Genomic DNA, 17,568 nt, shown 5'->3' on the forward strand with positions numbered 1-17,568 from the left:
CGCCGGATTCGCTCAAGCCGGAGGGTTCAGGCCGCGCGGTGGTGGTCCAGCAGGCCGGTGGCGGCGGCCACGACCTCCTCGACCGTGACGCCCAGCAGGGCCGGGTCGGGGTCGTCGGCGAACGGGTCGCCGCGGCGGGCGGTGGCGGCGGTCAGGGTGACGTGCGGGCCGGTGGCGGGCGGGCCCCACTGCTCGGGGCCGACCGGTCCGAAGAGGACGACGGACGGCGTCCGGTACGCGGTGGCCAGGTGGGCGACGCCGGTGTCGCCGGAGACCAGCAGCCGGGCGTCGGCGATCAGCGCGGCCAGGGTGTCCAGCGGGGTGTGGCCCGCCAGGCAGTCAGCGCCGGACTCAGCGGCCACGCGCTCGGCCAGCGGCCGCTCGCTCTCGACGCCGGTGACCACGACGTGGTGGCCGTCGGCGCGCAGGGCGCGGGCGACGGCGGCGAAGCGCTCGGCGGGCCAGCGCTTGCTGCCGTAGGCCGCGCCGGGGTGGACCAGGACGGCGCCGGGGGCCGGTGACGCGACGCCGGGGTGGTCGAGGGTGTAGGCGGCGGGGTCGGCCGGGATGCCGTGGGCGGTGAGCAGGCGGCACCACCTGTCGCGCTCGTGCAGGTCGTCGCGCCACTCGGGCCCGGGCCAGCCGGGGGCGTGGCCGATGCGCCGGGCTGGCGCGAGCGCGTCGAGGATCTCGGTGCTGGTGGGGCCCGCGCCGTGCATGTTGACCGCGACGTCGACGCCGCGCAGGCGCTCGGGCAGCGGCTCGAGGCCGTGCACGGGGACCAGTTCGTCGACGCTGCCGGTCAACCGCAGGACGGGCGCGAGCCAGGGCTGGCACGCGTAGAGCACGCGCTGGTCCGGCCAGTGGGCGCGCAGCGCGCGCAGGGCCGGGACGGCGACCAGGAGGTCGCCGAGCTTGAGCGCGCGCAGGACGAGGATCATGCCGCGGGCTCGTCGGCTGCCTCGCCGCGGCCGACGAGGTCCGCGGTGTCGGCCAGGACGCCCTCGACGGGGACGTCGGCGACGAAGGACACCTGGTGCGGGCAGCGGGCCAGGTCCTGGCGGGTGCAGTCGGCGCCGCACTCGGGGCAGCGCGCGGTCCAGGAGATGTGCAGCCGGTGGCGCAGCCTGCCCGGCGGCCCGGCGTTGATCACGTTGCCCATCCAGTAGACCGACACGGTCGGGGCGCCGACGGCCTCGGCGAGGTGCCGCGGCCCGCTGTCGTTGGCCACCACGGCGCGGGCGGTGGCCAGGACGCCGATGAGGGCCTTCGCGTCCAGCGCGCCCGCCACCGAGCGCACCGAGGCCCGCGCGGCGGGCGGGAGCCGGTCGTGGGCGGCGGCGACCACCGCGGCGGCGAGGTCGGCCTCGTCCGCGGTGCCGATCACGACGACCTCGGCGTCGCCCGCGAGCGCGGCGGCGACCTCGCCGAAGCGCTCGGCGGGCCAGCGCCTGCGCGGGTCGGTGGCGCCCGGGTGCACGACGAGGCGGGGCCGGGCGGGTTCGCCGACGGCGCGGGCGGCGGCGGCGAGGTCGGCGTCGGTGACGGCCACGCGCGGGACCAGCGCGGCGGGGGGCGCGCCCGCCAGGCCCGCGACCTCCAGCGCGCGCATGATCTCGTGCTGGTAGTAGCTGAACGGCAGGCAGCGGGTCAGCTCGGCGGCGTCGGGGGTGCGGCAGCCGACGGTCCAGGTGGGACGCAGGCGCAGCAGGAACGGGTTGGACCAGCGGCCGCCGCCGTGCGCCTGCACGCCGAGGTCGAAGTGGCCCGCCCGGTCGGTGAAGCGCTCCACGGCGGCCTCGTCGGTGCCCAGCCCGTCGGGGTCGTGCACGCCGTGCACGCGGGGCAGCGGCAGCACGGCCGACACCGGGCCGGGGCGGTCGGCGAGCAGGTCGCGGTGGAACCCGGTGCCGAGGAGCACGATCTCGGCGTCCGGGTAGGCCGCGGCCAACGACTCGATCGCGGGTACCGCGAACAGCAGGTCGCCGAGCCCGCCGCCGCGCAGCACGGCGATGCGGGCGACATCGGGGAACGGCGGCGGCGTCGGGCCGATGGCGAGGGCTGGTGTCACGTCGTCGGGGCGCACGCAGCGGATCTACCCGTGGCCGGGGCGGGCAAACCCGCTCAGGAGGACTGCACCCGGTCCCGTTCCGCGCGCTGGTGCGGCACCCGGCCGGGGCCGTGGTCGGCCTCGGCGAGGCTGACGCCGCTGCCGGGCACGAGGCCGAACTGCACGACCTGGCGGCGGGCGACCAGGTCGGTGAACCAGTCGGCGACGACGCGCAGCCGGTTGGCAGGCAGCGCGAGCAGGTGGTAGCCGCGGGCGACGATCTTGGCGGGCAGCCCGCGCAGCGGCACGCGCAGCGGGTTGGCGACGGCGTCGCGGCCCGCGAGGTCGACGACGAACCCGAGGTCGCGGTGGCGGTAGGCGCGGGGGCGGCCGTAGCCCAGCTCGGCGGCGATGTTGCGGGCGGCGGCGCGGCCCTGCCGCTGGGCGTGCTGGGCGGTCATCGGGGTGGACTGGCCGGGGTGGAACACGTCGGGGACGGCGGCGACGTCGCCCGCGGCGTAGACCCGGGGGTGCTCGGGGACGCGCAGGTGGGTGTCCACCTTCAGCCGTCCCTTCTCGGTGGGCAGGCCCAGGCCCTCGACCAGCGGGTCGGGCCGCACGCCGACGCACCACACCACCGTGCGCGTCGGGATCTCGGCGCCGTCGCTGAGGCGCGCGCAGTCGGCGGTGACCTCGGTGACGCTGGTCTTGAGCCGCACGTCCACGCCGCGTTCGCGCAGCACCTCCTCGGCCGGGCCGGACAGGCGCTCGTCGAGGCCGGGCAGCACGCGCGGGGCGATGTCGAGCAGGATCCAGCGCACCTCGTCCTCGGTGACCTTGTGCCGGTGGCGCAGCGCCTGGCGGGTCAGCTCCTGGCCCTGGGCGACCAGTTCGGTGCCGGTGTAGCCAGCGCCGACGACGACGAAGGTGGCGCGGGCGGCGCGCTCGGCCGGGTCGTCGGACTGCTCGGCCAGCTCCAGCTGGCGCAGGACGTGGTCGCGGACGTAGATGCCCTCGGCGACCGACTTGAAGCCGATCGCGTGCTCGGCGACGCCGGGCACCGACAGCAGGCGCGTCACGCTGCCGACGGTGAGGACGAGGTAGTCCCACTCCAGGGTGTTCGCCTTGCCCTCCACGTCGATGACGGTGCAGGTGCGGGCGTCGAGGTCGACGGCGTCGGCGTGGCCGAGGACCAGCCGGGTGCGCGGGAGGGTGCCGTGCAGGGGCACGGCGACGCGGCGCGGGTCGAGGCTGCCGCCCGCGACCTCGGGCAGCAGCGGCACGTAGAGCATGTAGTCGGTCGGGTTCACCACGACCAGCTCGGCGGCCTCCGGCGGGAGCGCGCGTTCCAGCGCGCGGAGGCAGTGGTACCCGGCGAAACCCGCGCCGACCACCAGGATCCTCGGGCGGCGGGTCGAGTGCGACATGGACGGTCCCCTCGGTGTCGTCGGCAGTTCCGCGACGGCTACCCGAGGCGGCTCGGGCCGAATCCCCGTACGGGGGGATTGGCGCCGGGACCACCCGGGTAGGCCTGCGAACGCGCCAGAAGGAGGACGTGATGGCAAAGCAGCGTGGCCAGACCAAGGACAACCACAGCCCCACCAGGACGAAGGAGAACCACACGCCCGCCACCGCCGAGGACGACCTCGCCGGGATGTCGGTGGCGGAGCTGCGGGAGAAGGCCAAGCAGCTGGAGATCAGCGGCTCGCACTCCATGCGCAAGGACGACCTCGTCCAGGCGATCGGCGAGGCTATGGGCGGGCGGACCGCGCCTCGGCCGCGTCGGGAGGACGACAGCGCAGGCCGGGGCGGGGTGCGGAGCGGCAAGTCCTCGTCGAAGTCGCTGAAGTACGCCCAGGAGGTGACCTCGACCGGCGAGGAGCCCGAGCGGCCCGGCCGGAGCCTGGTGACCACCAACCACGACGTGATCCGGCGGTGGGCCGAGGAGCGCGACGCGGTTCCGGCCACCGTCGGCGGCACGGAGCACGGCGACCACCTCGGCGTCCTGCGCCTGGACTTCCCCGGCTACGGCGGCGACCGGCTGCGCCGGGTCGACTGGGACCAGTGGTTCGCCACCTTCGACGAGCGCGGCCTGAACTTCATCTACCAGGAGGAGCGCTCCGACGGCACGCCGAGCAACTTCTTCCGCCTGGAGAACCCGAACCGCGAGGACGCATGACGGATCCGAGGCGCGACCCGGAGGAGACGCTGGACGCCCTGGAGGAGCGCGTTTTCGGGCAGCGGCGCGACCAGCGCCGGGAGGAGCCCGACGGACCGGCGTTCGAGCAGGACATCGACCCCGAGGAGACCACGGCGGAGCACGGCGGCCACCCCGCGGGTGAGTCGCCTGCCTGAGACGGGAACCTGACGATGAGCGACATCGACCGGCGCGACCTGCCGCTGAGCGACTACGACCACCTCCCCGCGGGCGCCCTGCGCGACCGCGTGCGTTCGCTGACGGAGGGCGAGGTCCGCCAACTCCTGGACTACGAACAGGAACACGCCGCCCGCGCCCCGATCATCACGGCGCTGAGCGCGAGGCTGGAGGAACTGGCGGCGGGCGCGACCCCGTCATCCGGCACCCACGAGACCCGCCCGGAACAGCCCCCCGCCCCGAGCGCAGGCTCCCCGGTGACCCCGGCGACGTCGCCGGAGCCCATCCACCCGCCTCCCCACGGGGTGCCGGACTCACCGGGCAAGCCGAAGGGCGACCGGGCGCGCTAGGGGTTGCTCAAAGCAACCGAGCAATACCCGCTGGACATCCGAGATTCCGAGGAAGTGCCACCGGCCCCGACACGTCGCCGTGTCGGGGCCGGTGGTGGCCGCGCGGGGCGGAAGAAGGGGTATTGGCGACAAGCGGTAGGCGGCGGGACGACGAAGCGGCCGGCGACGGGACGAAGCAGCCAGCGACGGGACGAAGCAGCCGGCAGCGAAACGAAGCAGCCGGCAGCGAAACGAAGCAGCCGGCAGCGGGACGAAGGTGGACCGGGCCAGCTCGACCAGCTCGATCATCGATCCGCCGGAGCGACCATGCGGCGCGGTGGATCAGGCGGTGGCCGAGTCCCGCCTCCAGCCGAAGAGGCCGACTTCACCGCCGCCGAAGGGTGGTTCGGTGGCGCTGGCACGCGGATGGCGAAGAAGCGATCCGACCGCCGTCCGGATGTTCTGCCCATCCGGATGTTCTCATCATCCAGATGATGCGGTCATATGACGCGATCATCCGGATGTCGGCCGGGCTGGCGGCAAGGGGGCTGCGCCGCCGAGGGACCGCGGCCGGTCCCTCTCGCACCATCCCGTCCGGTTGCGAGGGTCAGCGGGGGTGGTTGTCCGTCAGGCGTTGGGTTTGTTCGCGGAGGATGTCGATCGTGCGGGTCACCCAGTCGGCGATCGTCTGTTGTTCGGCTGGGGTGTAGGTGGCGGTCAGGGCGGACATGGCGGCGCCGAGGCCTGCCAGGAGGTCGCCGTACGCGCCGGGGTTGGCGGTCAGGAGGACTCGGCGGCGGTCGGCGGGGTCGGGGGTGCGGGTGAGGATGCCCGCGCGCTCCAGGCGGTCGGCGATGCCGGTGACGGCGCCGGGGGTGAGTGCCAGGCGCTTGGCCAGGTCGCCCGCCGACATCCGGCCCTCCCCCGCGACGATCGCGTAGGCGCGCTGGTCGACGGCGGTGACGCCCAGATGGGCGCCCACCGCCTCGTGGAACGCGACCACCGCCGTGCTCAGCCGCATGCCCAGGTGCTGCCCGTCCATGCCGCTCACTTTACCGCCCGAGATATTTCAGTAGACTGAACTAAATTGTTCAGCGATCTGAAGGGTCTGCGATGGAGTGGTGGCTGGCCGCGGCGGTACCGCGATGGGCGGTCCGGTTCTACCTGCGGCACTGGAAACCGATCGTCGGGTTGTCGCTGGTGGGGTCGGTGCAGCGGCTGGCGATGGTGGGGTGGGGTGACGCCGTGCCGTCGGGGGTGGCGGCCGCGTCCGAGGTGGTGGTCGTGGTCGCCCGGGTCCTGCTGGTGGTCGTCGTGTGGCGGTTGGCGATGCGGGGCATCACGGTGGCGTGGCCGAGGATCCAAGAGTTCGTCACCGCCCACTGGCGTTCCCTTGTGTACCAAGGGTTAGGGCTGTCGGTCGCGTTCCTGGTCTTCGACCTCGGGGCGGAGCAAGGGGTCTCCGCGCTGCTGCCGGAGGCGTGGCGGCAGGGCTACCTGGCCGCGCTGCTCTTCGTGAAGAACCCGACCGTCATCGCGTTCACCGTCGTGTGGTGGATCGGCATGGTCCGGCAGGCGTGCGTGACCGCTACCCCCGCCGCTTCGGGACGGGGACCCGCATGAGGTCCTCGGCGACCACGACGTCCCCGGAGAACACCGCCGCCGCCTCCGCGTGGAACCGGGCCGGGTCGTCGTAGCGCTGGGAGAAGTGGGTCAGCACCAGCGTGCGGACCCCGCACTCGGCGGCCACGCGCCCGGCCTGGGCGGCCGTCAGGTGGCGGTACTCCTCAGCGAGGGCCTGGTCCTCCGACAGGAAGGTGGACTCGATGACGAGCAGGTCCGCGCCGTCCGCGAGGGCGAAGACCGCGTCGCACAGGCGGGTGTCCATGATGAACGCGAACCGCTGCCCCCGGCGCGGCTCGCTGACGTCGGCCAGCCGGACCGTCCGGCCGTCGACGACCACCTCCCCGTCCCGCTGCAGTCGGCCGACGATCGGGCCGGACAGGCCGTGGCGGTCCAGCAGGTCCGGCCGGATGCTCCGCCCGTCCGGCTCGACCAGCCGGTAGCCGAAGGTCTGCACGCGGTGGTCCAGCGCCCGCGCCGACAGCGTGCCGAACGCCCCCACCGCGATCGGGCCGTCGCGGTCGACCGGCTCCTCCCGCAGGTCCAGCACGTCGTGGAACGCGCAGGCGTGGCGCAGAGCGCGGAAGTGGTCGGTCCCGCTCGCCGGGTAGTGCGCGTGGACGGGACGGGCCACCCGGTCCAGCGACAGCCGCTGCACGACGCCGGGGACGCCGAGGCAGTGGTCGCCGTGGAAGTGGGTCAGGCAGATCCGGGTGATGTCGGTGGCGGACACCCCCGCCAGCGTCAGCTGCCGCTGCGTCCCCTCCCCCGGGTCGAACAGCAGCCCCTCCCCGTCCCACCGCAGCAGGTAGCCGTTGTGGTTGCGCCGCCGCGTCGGCACCTGGCTCGCGGTGCCCAGCACGACCAGTTCCCGGGGAGACATGCCCCGAACCCTATGGCCTCTTCCCCGCTCCCCCAACCCGATTATTCGTCCACAGTGGAAGCGGGCCGCCCGGGCACCGATGGGAGACGGCCGCCCGATCGTCATCGGGCGGCCGATCCCCCCACCGGGGCGCCGGGCGCCAGCGCAGTGGTGCCCGGCGGCTCTCGTCGGCTAGCCGTAGCTCAGGGCGCGCGATGCGGGGAGCTCGGCACGCCGGGAGAGCGATCCTCGGGGCTCACCGCCTCACGGCACGGTGTAACCAAGGGTGTAGTCGCCGCTTCCGCTGTAGGCGTGGACCCGGTAGCGGTAGTATCCGGCGGTGCCGGTGTAGTCGATGGTCTCGGTGTTGCCCGGCGTGATGCCCTGCGCGACGGTCGCCCAGCCGTAGCTGGTGTACTTCTGCAGGTACACGTCGAAGTCCGAGCCGTCGGGACCGCACAGGTTCGCCCGGTGCGCGCCGGTCGTGGTGGTGCGGTAGTAGCCGCCGGTGGGCTGGTACTGGCTGCCGCCGCTGGCGAGGGTGCCGGTGGCGCTGTGCTCGTGGTCGCCGCAGTCGCCGCCGCCGCCGTCCTCGGTGATGCTCCAGGAGAACGACGCCGAGTCGGCCTTGCCCGCCGCGTCGGTCGCGGTGACGACGACCTTGTTGTCGCCGACGGTGGTCGGGGTGCCGCTGATCAGGCCGGTGGAGGCGTTGATGGCCAGGCCAGCGGGCAGGCCCTCCGCGGTCCACCGGTACGGCGCGGTGCCGCCGGTGACGCGCAGCTGCAGGTTCACCGGGGTGCCGACCGCCGTGGACTGGTCGCCCGGCTCGGCGACGTCGGGGTTGGTCGGGTCGGGGTTGCCGTCGCCGATGAACCCGGTGTAGAGCAGCAGGTTCGGCGAGCCGGTGCCGATGCCGGTCAGCTTGCCGCTGCTGGCGTTGGTGACCAGCGCGTCGCGGACCTGCTGCGGCGTGGCGCTCGGGTTGGCGCCCAGGTACAGCGCCGCCGCGCCCGCGACGTGCGGCGAGGCCATCGACGTGCCGGAGATGGTGTTGGTCGCGGTGTCGCCGGTGTGCCAGGCGGAGAGGATGCTGGCGCCGGGCGCCCAGATGTCCAGGCAGCGCCCGTAGTTGCTGGGGCCGATGCCGGTGTACCGGGTGTCGCTGCTGGTGCTGTTGCCGACGGTGATGGCCTCCGGCGTGCGCGCCGGGGTGAAGTTGCACGCGTCGGAGTCGCTGTTGCCCGCGGCCAGCGTGTAGGTGACCCCGGAGGCGATGGACCGCCGGACCGCGCTCTCCAGCGCGGTCTGCGTGCCGCTGCCGCCCAGGCTCATGTTCACGACGGCGGGCTTGGCCGCGTTCGCCGTCACCCAGTCGACGGCCCTGACGACGGTGTCCCACGGGCCGCTGCCCGCGCAGTCGAGCACGCGGACCGGCACGATGCGCGCCTTCTTGGCCACGCCGTAGGTCGTGCCCGCCGCCGAGCCCGCGACGTGCGTGCCGTGGCCGTTGCAGTCGCTGGGGTTGGTGTCGTTGTCGATGAAGTCCGGGCCCGCGGTGATCCGACCGGTGAAGTCGCGGTGGGTCATGCGCGTGCCGCTGTCGATGATGTAGACGGTGACGCCCGTGCCACCCTGCGACGGGTAGGTGTAGGACTGGTTGAGCGGCCGGTCCCGCTGGTCGATGCGGTCCAGGCCCCAGGGCGGGTTGGTCTGGGTGTCCGCCGCGCGGGCCATGGTGACCTGCTCGACGAACTCCACCCTCGGGTCGGCGGCCAGGCGTCGGGCCTGCCGCTCGCCGATGACCAGCGAGAACCCGCGCATGGCGTGCTCGTAGGTGTACTTGACCTGGCCGCCGTAGGAGTTGGCCAGCGCGGCCGCGCTCGCGGACACGGCTGCCGTCCGGTCCTTCAGCGCGACGATGTAGCGGTCGGCGACGGCTCCGGGACCGCCTGCGCCGAGGATGACGCCTTCGTCCGCTACTGCGGGCGAAGCGGTTGCGGTGAGACCGGCGAGGGTCACCGCGGCCACGACTGCGGCGGAGATTTTGCCGCGTCGTCTGATCTGTGCAGGGATCATCTTTGAGTTCTCCGATGAACGAAGGAAAACGTTCGGTCAGGAACATAACGCGGATTTATGCCGATAACGTGGCGGGTTTCCGCCACTAGCCGGAACTCGCCATCACGGCGGAGTACCGTGTCGCCGCATGGACGCGATGCTGGAGCCGGTCGGCATGGGCCGGGCCGAGAGCGCGCTGTACGTCGCGCTGATCGACACCCCGCACCTGACGCTCCCCGAACTCGCCGCGCGGACGCACCACTCGACCGCGCAGGTGCGCCGCCCGCTGGCGCGGCTGCTGGACAGCGGGCTGGTCACCCGGCTGGCGGGCACGCCAGCCCGGTACGTGCCCGCGCCGCCGGAGGTCGCCATCGACGCGCTCGTGGTGCGCCGCAGGCAGGAGCTGGAGAACCTGCGGGTGGCCGCCCGCGACCTCGGCCGCCGCCTCGACGCCGCGCCCAGCGGCCGGGCCGCCGAGCTGATCGAGCTCGTCGAGGGCGAGGAGGCGGTGCGCCAGCAGCTGGCGCGCATCCAGCTGAGCGCGGAGCAGGAGGTGTGCATTGTGGACTGCCCGCCGTACATGACCGGCAGGCCGATGGACAACCCGCCGGAGTGGCAGGCGCTGGCCCGCGGCGTGGTCTACCGCTCGATCTACCACACGCCCGCGATCGCCGACCACGGCCGCATCGCCGAGATCCGCCGCTACATGGCAGCGGGCGAGCAGGCCCGCGCCCTGCCCGACATCCACATGAAGATGACCATTGTGGACAGCCGGATCGCGCTCATCCCGCTCAGCTTCGACGCCGCCGAGACCGGCGTGCGGATCATCGTGCACCAGTCGCCGCTGCTCAGCGCGCTGGTGGCGTGCTTCGACATGCTGTGGGAGCGGGCCACCCCGCTCGGCCCCGATGCGGGCAGGACCCCGATGACCGAGCCGAGCGAGACCGACCGGCAGATCCTCACCATGCTCGCGGCGGGCATGAAGGACAAGGCCATCGCCCGCGCGCTCGACATCGCCGAGCGCACGGTCACCCGCAGGCTGACCGAGCTGATGAACACCCTGGACGCGACGACCCGCTTCCAGGCCGCCCTGCAGGCCAGCAGGCGCGGCTGGCTCTGAGCGCTACCCGGCCCAGGGACCGACGCCGCCCACGCGCTCGACGCGGTAGCGCACCACGTAGCCGGGCCCCTTGGGCGCGGGGAACTCCGCGTCCGGGGCCATGTAGACCTTCGCGAGCCGGTCGAGCAGGTCCCAGGCGTCGTCGCGCGCCTCGACGGTGGCCCGCGCCCGCACCACGGCGTACTCGTTGAGGAAGACGCCGGGGTCGCGCGGGGCGTCGAAGGAGAGCACGACCCTCGGGTCCCGCCGGATGTTGCGCAGCTTCACGTACCAGGACATGTGGCCGCTGACGAGGTCGTCGCCGTCCATGCCGATCCAGATGACCGAGACCTGCGGGCTCCCGTCGGGGTTGATGGTGCTGAGGTGGGCCATCGGACCGGCGGCGATGAGCGCGCGCAATTCAGGTGACATGTCACCATCCTGCCCGAGGACGGCGCACCAAGATCAGATGTTCCGCAGGACGGACACCACGATGCCGAGGATGACCGCGTCGTCGCCGTCGATCGGGTCGTACGCGGGGTTGCACGGGTCGAGGTAGACGTGGCCGCCTCGGCGGCGGAGGACCTTGACCGTCGCGTCGCCGTCGATCATGGCGGCGACGATCTGGCCGGTGTGCGCCTCGGGCTGGCTGCGGACGACCACGATGTCGCCGTCGCAGATGGCGGCGTCGACCATCGAGTCCCCGCGCACGCGCAGGCCGAAGACGGTCCCCCGGCCGGTCAGCTCGGCGGGCAGCCGCAGGACGTCGTCCACGTGCTCGTCGGCGGTGATGGGCACGCCCGCGGCGATGTCGCCGACCACCGGCACCGCCACCGAGCCGTCGGGCCCCGCCTGCTCGGACGACCCCAGGAACAGCCGGACGTCGATCGGCCGGGACACCGCGCGCGAGCGCCGGATGAACCCGCGCTCCTCCAGGCTCGCCAGGTGCCGCGACACCGACGACGTCGAGCGCAGGCCCACGGCGTCGCCGAGCTCGCGGGTGCTCGGCGAGTACCCGTGCTCGCGCACCCAGTCCCGCACCGCGGCCAGGATCTGCCGCTGCCGGGGCGGCAGGGTGGAGGTGTCGAGGTGGTCGAGCTCGTCGAAGGTCACCGGCGGATCGTATCGAGCGCGTCCGCCGTCCGAGGACGTCACCCGACGGGGAACGTGCACCTAGGACACACCGGCGCTGCCGGTCCGAATGGTTCAGACCCTTGCCCGGCGCTGGCCCGCGCTCCTAACATCAACACCTCGCGTTGCCCTGGATAAAACGCATGTTGCGGTCCGCGCAACAGGATGGGGGTCGGGATGCGGCTGAGGCACTTGGTCTTCGCGGCGGCGGTGGCACTGGTGGCGGCCTGCGCCCCCGTGCAGTCGGGGCCCGCGGACGCGGGCGGGGACGAGCGGTCGGGGCAGCTGCGGGTGTGGCTGTTCGACGAGGTGAACCGGGACGCGAAGGACGCCGTGGTGCGGGCGGCGGTGGCCGAGTTCGAGGGGTCGCACCCGGGGGTCACCGTGGACGTGCAGTACATCCAGGTGCAGACCAGGGCGGAGCGGTTCAAGGCGGCGTTCAGCGATCCCAAGAGCGCGCCCGACGTCGCCGAGTTCGGCAACACCGACCTCGCCGGGTTCGTCGCGGCGGGCGGGTTCGCCGACGTGAGCGCCGACGTCGCCGGGTGGGCGGAGGGCAAGGACCTGCTGCCGTCCGTGCTGGACACCGCCCGGGTCGACGGGAAGCTGTACGGCGTGCCGTGGTTCGTCGGCGTGCGCGCGCTCTACTACCGCACCGACGTGTTCGCCGAGCTGGGCGTCGAGCCGCCCGCCACGCTCGGCGAGATCGCCCCGCTGGCGCGGAGGATCCGCGCCGCCAAGCCGGACATGCTGGGCATCTCCGTCGGCGGCAAGTACGTCTACGGCGCGCTGCCCTTCGTCTGGGCGAACGGCGGCGACATCGCCAAGCGCGATGGCGCCGCCTTCGTCTCCACTGTGGACAGCGCGGAGGCCAAGGCCGGATGGGCGCAGTACACCGAGTTGCTGAGCGACGACATCTGCCCGCCGCAGGCGTGCGCGGGCAACGGCGGCGACGCCAGCGTCGAGGCGTTCCGCGCGGGCAAGGCCGCGATGACGATCGGCGGCGACTTCAACCGCAAGTCCGTCGACGCCAGCGCCGCGGCGGGCAAGTACGCCGTCGTCCCGCTGCCGGGCACGACCGAGGGCTCCATCGCCCCGGCCTTCGCGGGCGGCAACCTGCTGGGCGTGTTGAGCGGCACCGGGCGGCGCACGCTCGCCGCGGAGTTCGTCCAGGTGCTGGCGGGCAAGAAGTACCAGCGCGAGATGTACGAGGCGATGGGCAACCTGCCGACCTTCGCCGACGTGCAGCGCGAGGTCGCCGAGTCCGACGCGTTCCTCGCGCCGTTCATCGCGACGCTGGAGAACGGCACCCGGTTCGTCCCGGTGACCCCGGCGTGGGCGAAGATCGACGCCCAGGCCGTGCTGCCGACGCTGATCCAGCAGGTGGCGACCGGCGCGCAGGACGTCGACACGGCGGCGGCGGCCGCGGCCGAGGCGATGAACGCCGCCTTCGCCTCGTGAGGGCGGGGCAGGGGCGCGCCGCCTACGCCTACCTCGCCCCGGCCCTGCTGGTCCTGATCGGCCTGCTCGGCTACCCGGTCTACCAACTGGTCCTGATCTCGCTGCACGACTACGGCCAGGAGCAGGTCAGCGGCGGCGCGCCGGTGGAGTTCCTCGGCCTGGGGAACTATCGGGCGCTGCTGGGCGGAGAGCAGTTCTGGACGGTGCTGACGCAGACCGTCGGGTTCGCCGCGGTGTGCGTCGGCGGCACGCTGCTGGTCGGCGCCGCGCTCGCGGTGCTGGCCACGCGCGTGCGGCCGTGGGCGCGGACGGTGCTGTTCCTGGCCGCGCTCGGGGCGTGGGCGACGCCCGCGGTGGCCGGGTCGACGATCTGGCTGTTCCTGTTCGACGCCAACCTCGGGTTCGTCAACGAGGTGCTCGGCACCACCGGGTTCTCCTGGACCTACGGGCGGTGGACGGCGTTCGGGCTGGTCGCCGCGCAGGTGATCTGGTGCTCGTTCCCGTTCGTCATGATCACCCTGTACGCGGGCATCCGGGCGATCCCGGCCGAGGTGCTGGAGGCCGCCGCGCTCGACGGCGCCTCGACGCGGCGGATCGCGCTCAGCGTGATGCTGCCGCTGCTGCGCCCGATCCTGCTGGTGGTGACCATCCAGTCGATCATCTGGGACTTCAAGGTGTTCACGCAGATCTACATCATGACCGGCGGGGGCGGGATCGCGGGCCGCAACCTGGTGCTCAACGTCTACGCCTACCAGCAGGCGTTCGCCGCCAGCGAGTACGGGCTGGGGGCGGCGATCGGCGTGGTGATGACCGCGTTGCTGCTGCTGTTCACCCTGGGGTACCTGCGGGCCCTGCGCCGGTCGGGGGAGGCGCTGTGAGGCGGGGTGTCGCGGACGCGGTGACGGTGGTGATCGCCGCCGTCGTGGCGTTCCCGCTGTACTGGATGGTGCTCACCGCGCTGAAGCCCGACGACGAGGTGATCTCCGCCGAGCCGCGGCCGTGGACCCTGCGGCCGACCCTGGACAGCTTCCTGCGCGCGCTGACCGTGGAGGACTTCGGGCGGTACCTGGCCAACAGCGTCGTGGTCGCCGTCGCGGTGGTGGCGCTGAGCATGGTCATGGCGTTCCTCGCCGCGACCGCGCTGACCCGCTTCCGGTTCCGCGGCCGCACCACGATGCTGATCATGCTGCTGGTCGTGCAGATGGTGCCGGTGGAGGCGCTGACCGTCCCGCTGTTCTTCCTCATGCGCTCGGTCGGCGACTCCGTGCCCGCGCTGGGGCTGAACCACCTGGGGTCGCTGGTGCTGGTGCACCTGGCGTTCAGCCTGCCGTTCGCCATCTGGATGCTGCGCGGGTTCGTGGCGGCGGTCCCGGACGAGTTGGAGGAGGCGGCCACGCTGGACGGCGCGAGCCGGTTCCGGTTCCTCTGGCAGGTGCTGTTCCCCTTGGTGGCCCCCGGCCTGGTCGCGACCAGCGTGCTGTCGTTCATCCACGCGTGGAACGACTTCCTGTTCGCCAAGACGTTCATCATCTCCGACGCGGACAACCAGACGCTCCCGCTGGCGCTGCAGGTGTTCCTCAAGCCGGACCAGAACGACTGGGGCGCGATCATGGCCGGGTCGACGCTGATGACGATCCCGGTGCTGGTGTTCTTCATCCTCGTCCAACGCCATCTGGCAGCGGGCCTGGGCGGCGCGGTGAAGTCGTGAGGATTGTCGGTCGGCGCCGATAGCCTCCCGCCATCCACACAGGAGGAGGAACCATGGGCGCGTCCGGCTGGGACTACTACACCGACTACGACCCCGATCCGCGGGCCGTCCTGGCCCGCCTGCACGAGCGCGTGCTGGCCGAGGGCGACTACTACTGGGCCGACGACGACGTGCCCAGGCCCGCGACGCGCGCGGAGCTGCACTCCTTATACGAGGCGCACGAGCACCTCGCCGAGGAGGGCACCCACTCCATCCTGGACATCGACCGGATCGCGCCTGTCGGGACGCGCGACGACTTCGGCACCATCGTGGCGCTGCCGCCGGAGCGGCTGCGCGCGGCGCTGGGCACCGAGCGGCCCACCCGGGCGCAGTTCGACGCGGTGTACCGGGGCGGCGCGGATCTCCTCGACGACTTCCCGCGCTGGAGCGGCCGGTGCGCCGTCCTCTACGACGACGACGCCCCGGCGCAGATCGTCCTCTGGGGGTACTCCGGCGATTAGCGGCTATCCGCGGACGAGGTCGGCGGTGATCGGGCCGGGGCGGCGGTCGGGGACGAAGCGGTAGCTCAGGCCGGTCGGGGTGGCGGTGATCGTGGTGTGGCCCGCCGTGCGGCAGCGCTCGCTCCGGTCGGCCGGGTCCGGCTCGCGGGTCTCGCGCAGCACGATCGCCTCCTGGGTCGAGCGCTCCAGTTTCAGCGACCCCGTGCAGCCCAGGCCCGGATAGCTCGCCGTGCCCACGGCCTCGCCGAATCCGCCCTGTCTGATGGTGATCTCGGCGGAGTAGTCCACGGCGCGCGGGTCCTGGGCGCCCATCGGGTCCTGCACGCGCTCGGCCTTCCACGTGCCCACCCAGTCCTTCGGCACGCGGCTGACCTGCTCGGTGCACGGCGACGTGCTCAGCAGGGCGGACATGTCGCGCTTCGGGTACGGGCCGAGGATGCCGCTGTTGTAGCTGATCAGCCCCATGTCGCCCCACCAGCCCCGGTAGCCGTACCAGGGCTGCGTCCGCAGGTCGCGCACGTCAGTCCAGGTCGCCCAGCGGATCTGCCTGCGGGTCGAGTCGGTGCCGAGCTGCTGGCCGTCGGTGCGGGAGAAGTCGCCCTCGAACGCGTAGGACGCGTGCGAACCCTTGGCGGAGAGCACCACGGGACGGCCCTCGTGGGTGTCCAGGCGGTCCCAGACGACCTGGCAGGCGGGCACGTTGTGCTTGGAGAACGCCACGCCGGTCGCGCGGTCGCCGTCGACCTGCACGCCGACGCGCTCCCAGTCGGCCTCGTGCTTGTTGTTGAAGTCGTTGTAGGCGTAGAAGAACCAGTACACGTATACGCCCCGGCCCGGCCGGTCCCCCGGCCAGTACTCCCAGTACACCGGCGCCGTCACCACGCCGTCGACGGGCTTGTTGCCGTCCCGCGCGTCGTCGTCGTCGAGGTCGAGGATGAAGCCCTTGCCGCCGCCTTCCTTGACCACCACGTCGGACCGGTACACGACATCGTCGCGGTGCGGGCAGTCGCGGCTGTCGAGGCGGGCGGCCGGATGGGTGTGCTCGCCGCTGCCCAGCTTGGCCTCGTCCGGGGGCGCCGCGACGAGCTCGGGGTCCCCGCACGGCGCGCCGTGGTCGAACCGCAGGGTCGACCGGCGCACGAATTCCGAGGCGTCGGCGGGGAAGTTCGCCTCGTCCCCGTGCAGCCACACCTCCGGGGCGAACCGCTCGGCCATGGCCTGGCTGCCCGGCTCGACGGGGGCCGAGGGCAGCGCCGGGGTCCACAGCCGCTCGACCTCGCTGGCGAGCGGTTTCCGTTCGCCGTCCACAAGGAACAGCCGCCCGTCGCGGTCCAGCTCGACGGACGTGCCGTTCGCCAGGTCGCGGACGGTGGCCAGGTCGCGGTCGTCGGTGCGCGTCCAGTCGACGCCGTCGTAGCGCCATTGCTGGCGCGGGAGCAGGTCCGTGCAGGTCGGCCTGCTCAGCGGAGCGCCGGACTCGCACTTCCAGGTGTGGGCCGTCGTGCGGATCGTGCCGTCCGCTGCCCACCACAGGTCCGACCGGGCGCTGCTCCACGCCGCGTCGCGCACGTCCGGGGACTCCGCGCGCAGCTGCCGGTCGGTGGTGACCACCTGGGGCGCGGGACTGGTCGGGTCGAACCACACGACGGTCGCGGTCCCGGTCCACGCGCTGGTGGTCCCGGTGGCGATGTAGGCGTACACGGGCGCGTCCCGCCAGCCGCGCGGGGTGTACGCGCTGTCGGACGGGCTCCCGATGTCGCCGGTGTTCCCGACGGTGGTGGTGGCGCCCGTGGCGGGGTCGAACACGACGACGTCGCTGATCGGGCGCGCGCCGTCCGCGACGATCCGGAACTGGACCAGGCGCTCGCCCGCGCCGTCGACGGAGAGGAGGCCCCTGGCCCCGCCGAGGTCCGGCCGCACCGTCCCGTCGGGGCGCAGGGTGGCGAGGTCGTAGCGGGCCATCTCGGTGGCGCTGTACCCGCCGATGGCGTAGACCTTCGCGCCCACCACCGCGATGCTGTCGCACTCGCAGCGGGCCGTCGCCATCTCGCCGCTGGTGGTGTCCACCGAGAAGAGGCGGGTCGAGGTGGCCACGAGCAGCCGGGCGGCGTCCGGGGTCCACTCGGCGTCGGTGACGTACTCGTCGGCGGTCAGGTCGACCTCGGCGATGGTGGCGGAGCCGTGGACCACGCGGATGGCGGTGGACGTGGCGTAGGCGAGGACCGGCGGGACCGCCGCCTGCCGGGCGGGGACGGGCTCGGTCCTCGGCGTCGGCGGCGACGTCGTGCACGCCGCCAGGAGCAGTACCGCGATTCCCGCCAACAGCCGCATAGCGCCTCCCCCAGCGATGTCCAGACCGTACGCCCTCTTCGG

The 17,568-nt window shown here is 73.1% G+C and carries 18 protein-coding genes; 9 read left to right on the forward strand and 9 right to left on the reverse strand.

All coding sequences use genetic code 11. The annotated features are described in order from the left end of the window. Positions 1-26 precede the first annotated feature (26 nt). From Actkin_RS32650 to Actkin_RS20505, 3 genes are read right to left on the reverse strand one after another with little or no spacing between them, the layout of a single operon-like run. Positions 27-941 (reverse strand): glycosyltransferase family 9 protein, encoded by a 915-nt coding sequence (locus Actkin_RS32650; protein WP_189211124.1) that lies wholly within the window; start codon positions 939-941, stop codon positions 27-29. Then, positions 938-2,086: a glycosyltransferase family 9 protein gene (locus Actkin_RS20500; protein WP_258903842.1), complete on the reverse strand. Its 1,149-nt coding sequence runs from the start codon at positions 2,084-2,086 to the stop codon at positions 938-940. Before Actkin_RS20500 ends, Actkin_RS32650 begins: the two co-directional genes overlap by 4 nt. 38 nt (positions 2,087-2,124) lie before the next feature. After that, the gene (locus tag Actkin_RS20505) at positions 2,125-3,477 is read right to left on the reverse strand and encodes an NAD(P)/FAD-dependent oxidoreductase (RefSeq protein WP_258903843.1); all 1,353 of its coding nucleotides are present in this window, start codon (positions 3,475-3,477) and stop codon (positions 2,125-2,127) included. Between the two features lie 131 nt (positions 3,478-3,608). Between Actkin_RS20505 and Actkin_RS20510 the strand changes: the two genes are divergently transcribed. The 3 genes from Actkin_RS20510 to Actkin_RS20520 are packed head-to-tail and all read left to right on the forward strand — an operon-like array spanning position 3,609 to position 4,774. Then, on the forward strand, positions 3,609-4,229 hold the full coding sequence (locus Actkin_RS20510; protein ID WP_189211126.1) for a Rho termination factor N-terminal domain-containing protein: 621 nt from the start codon (positions 3,609-3,611) through the stop codon (positions 4,227-4,229). Then, on the forward strand, positions 4,226-4,405 hold the full coding sequence (locus tag Actkin_RS20515; protein WP_189211127.1) for a hypothetical protein: 180 nt from the start codon (positions 4,226-4,228) through the stop codon (positions 4,403-4,405). The genes Actkin_RS20510 and Actkin_RS20515 overlap by 4 nt, the downstream gene beginning before the upstream one ends. 15 nt (positions 4,406-4,420) lie before the next feature. Beyond that, complete coding sequence (locus Actkin_RS20520) at positions 4,421-4,774, forward strand: DUF8129 domain-containing protein (RefSeq protein WP_258903844.1); 354 nt, start codon at positions 4,421-4,423, stop codon at positions 4,772-4,774. A 586-nt stretch (positions 4,775-5,360) separates the two neighbouring features. Here Actkin_RS20520 and Actkin_RS20525 read toward each other — a convergent pair. Beyond that, positions 5,361-5,795, reverse strand: coding sequence for a MarR family winged helix-turn-helix transcriptional regulator (locus Actkin_RS20525; RefSeq protein ID WP_258903845.1), 435 nt, complete (start codon positions 5,793-5,795; stop codon positions 5,361-5,363). A gap of 71 nt (positions 5,796-5,866) precedes the next feature. Between Actkin_RS20525 and Actkin_RS20530 the strand changes: the two genes are divergently transcribed. Beyond that, positions 5,867-6,376, forward strand: coding sequence for a hypothetical protein (locus Actkin_RS20530; RefSeq protein WP_258903846.1), 510 nt, complete (start codon positions 5,867-5,869; stop codon positions 6,374-6,376). On the opposite strand, the gene Actkin_RS20535 is transcribed toward Actkin_RS20530, so the two are convergent. Both Actkin_RS20535 and Actkin_RS20540 read right to left on the reverse strand, forming a co-directional pair. Next, on the reverse strand, positions 6,342-7,259 hold the full coding sequence (locus Actkin_RS20535) for a ribonuclease Z (RefSeq protein ID WP_258903847.1): 918 nt from the start codon (positions 7,257-7,259) through the stop codon (positions 6,342-6,344). The genes Actkin_RS20530 and Actkin_RS20535 overlap by 35 nt on opposite strands. Before the next feature lie 243 nt (positions 7,260-7,502). Beyond that, positions 7,503-9,269, reverse strand: coding sequence for a S8 family serine peptidase (locus tag Actkin_RS20540; RefSeq protein WP_258903848.1), 1,767 nt, complete (start codon positions 9,267-9,269; stop codon positions 7,503-7,505). 175 nt (positions 9,270-9,444) lie between these two features. Here Actkin_RS20540 and Actkin_RS20545 point away from each other — a divergent pair, with 175 nt between their 5' ends. Beyond that, entirely contained in the window at positions 9,445-10,416 is a 972-nt protein-coding gene (locus tag Actkin_RS20545) for a helix-turn-helix transcriptional regulator (RefSeq protein ID WP_189211133.1), read from the forward strand. 3 nt (positions 10,417-10,419) lie between these two features. On the opposite strand, the gene Actkin_RS20550 is transcribed toward Actkin_RS20545, so the two are convergent. Both Actkin_RS20550 and lexA read right to left on the reverse strand, forming a co-directional pair. Continuing rightward, entirely contained in the window at positions 10,420-10,827 is a 408-nt protein-coding gene (locus Actkin_RS20550) for a PPOX class F420-dependent oxidoreductase (protein ID WP_189211134.1), read from the reverse strand. Between the two features lie 33 nt (positions 10,828-10,860). Next, a complete protein-coding gene (gene lexA, locus Actkin_RS20555) occupies positions 10,861-11,508 on the reverse strand; it encodes a transcriptional repressor LexA (RefSeq protein WP_189211135.1) in 648 nt (215 codons plus the stop codon). A 195-nt stretch (positions 11,509-11,703) separates the two neighbouring features. On the opposite strand from lexA, the gene Actkin_RS20560 reads away from it, so the two are divergent. Genes Actkin_RS20560 through Actkin_RS20575 form a run of 4 tightly spaced genes read left to right on the forward strand, consistent with a single transcriptional unit; the run spans position 11,704 to position 15,195 of the window. Next, on the forward strand, positions 11,704-12,987 hold the full coding sequence (locus Actkin_RS20560) for an extracellular solute-binding protein (protein WP_189211136.1): 1,284 nt from the start codon (positions 11,704-11,706) through the stop codon (positions 12,985-12,987). After that, the gene (locus Actkin_RS20565) at positions 12,984-13,865 is read left to right on the forward strand and encodes a carbohydrate ABC transporter permease (protein ID WP_189211137.1); all 882 of its coding nucleotides are present in this window, start codon (positions 12,984-12,986) and stop codon (positions 13,863-13,865) included. Before Actkin_RS20560 ends, Actkin_RS20565 begins: the two co-directional genes overlap by 4 nt. Beyond that, positions 13,862-14,695, forward strand: a complete 834-nt coding sequence (locus tag Actkin_RS20570) for a carbohydrate ABC transporter permease (RefSeq protein ID WP_189211138.1) — start codon at positions 13,862-13,864, stop codon at positions 14,693-14,695. Before Actkin_RS20565 ends, Actkin_RS20570 begins: the two co-directional genes overlap by 4 nt. A gap of 53 nt (positions 14,696-14,748) precedes the next feature. Next, entirely contained in the window at positions 14,749-15,195 is a 447-nt protein-coding gene (locus Actkin_RS20575) for a hypothetical protein (protein WP_258903849.1), read from the forward strand. A 3-nt stretch (positions 15,196-15,198) separates the two neighbouring features. On the opposite strand, the gene Actkin_RS20580 is transcribed toward Actkin_RS20575, so the two are convergent. Beyond that, positions 15,199-17,526 (reverse strand): hypothetical protein, encoded by a 2,328-nt coding sequence (locus tag Actkin_RS20580; protein ID WP_258903850.1) that lies wholly within the window; start codon positions 17,524-17,526, stop codon positions 15,199-15,201. Positions 17,527-17,568 lie beyond the last annotated feature (42 nt).

Origin of the sequence: Actinokineospora sp. UTMC 2448 (genome assembly GCF_024760565.1) — a bacterium.
Taxonomy (GTDB): Bacteria; Actinomycetota; Actinomycetes; order Mycobacteriales; family Pseudonocardiaceae; genus Actinokineospora; species Actinokineospora fastidiosa.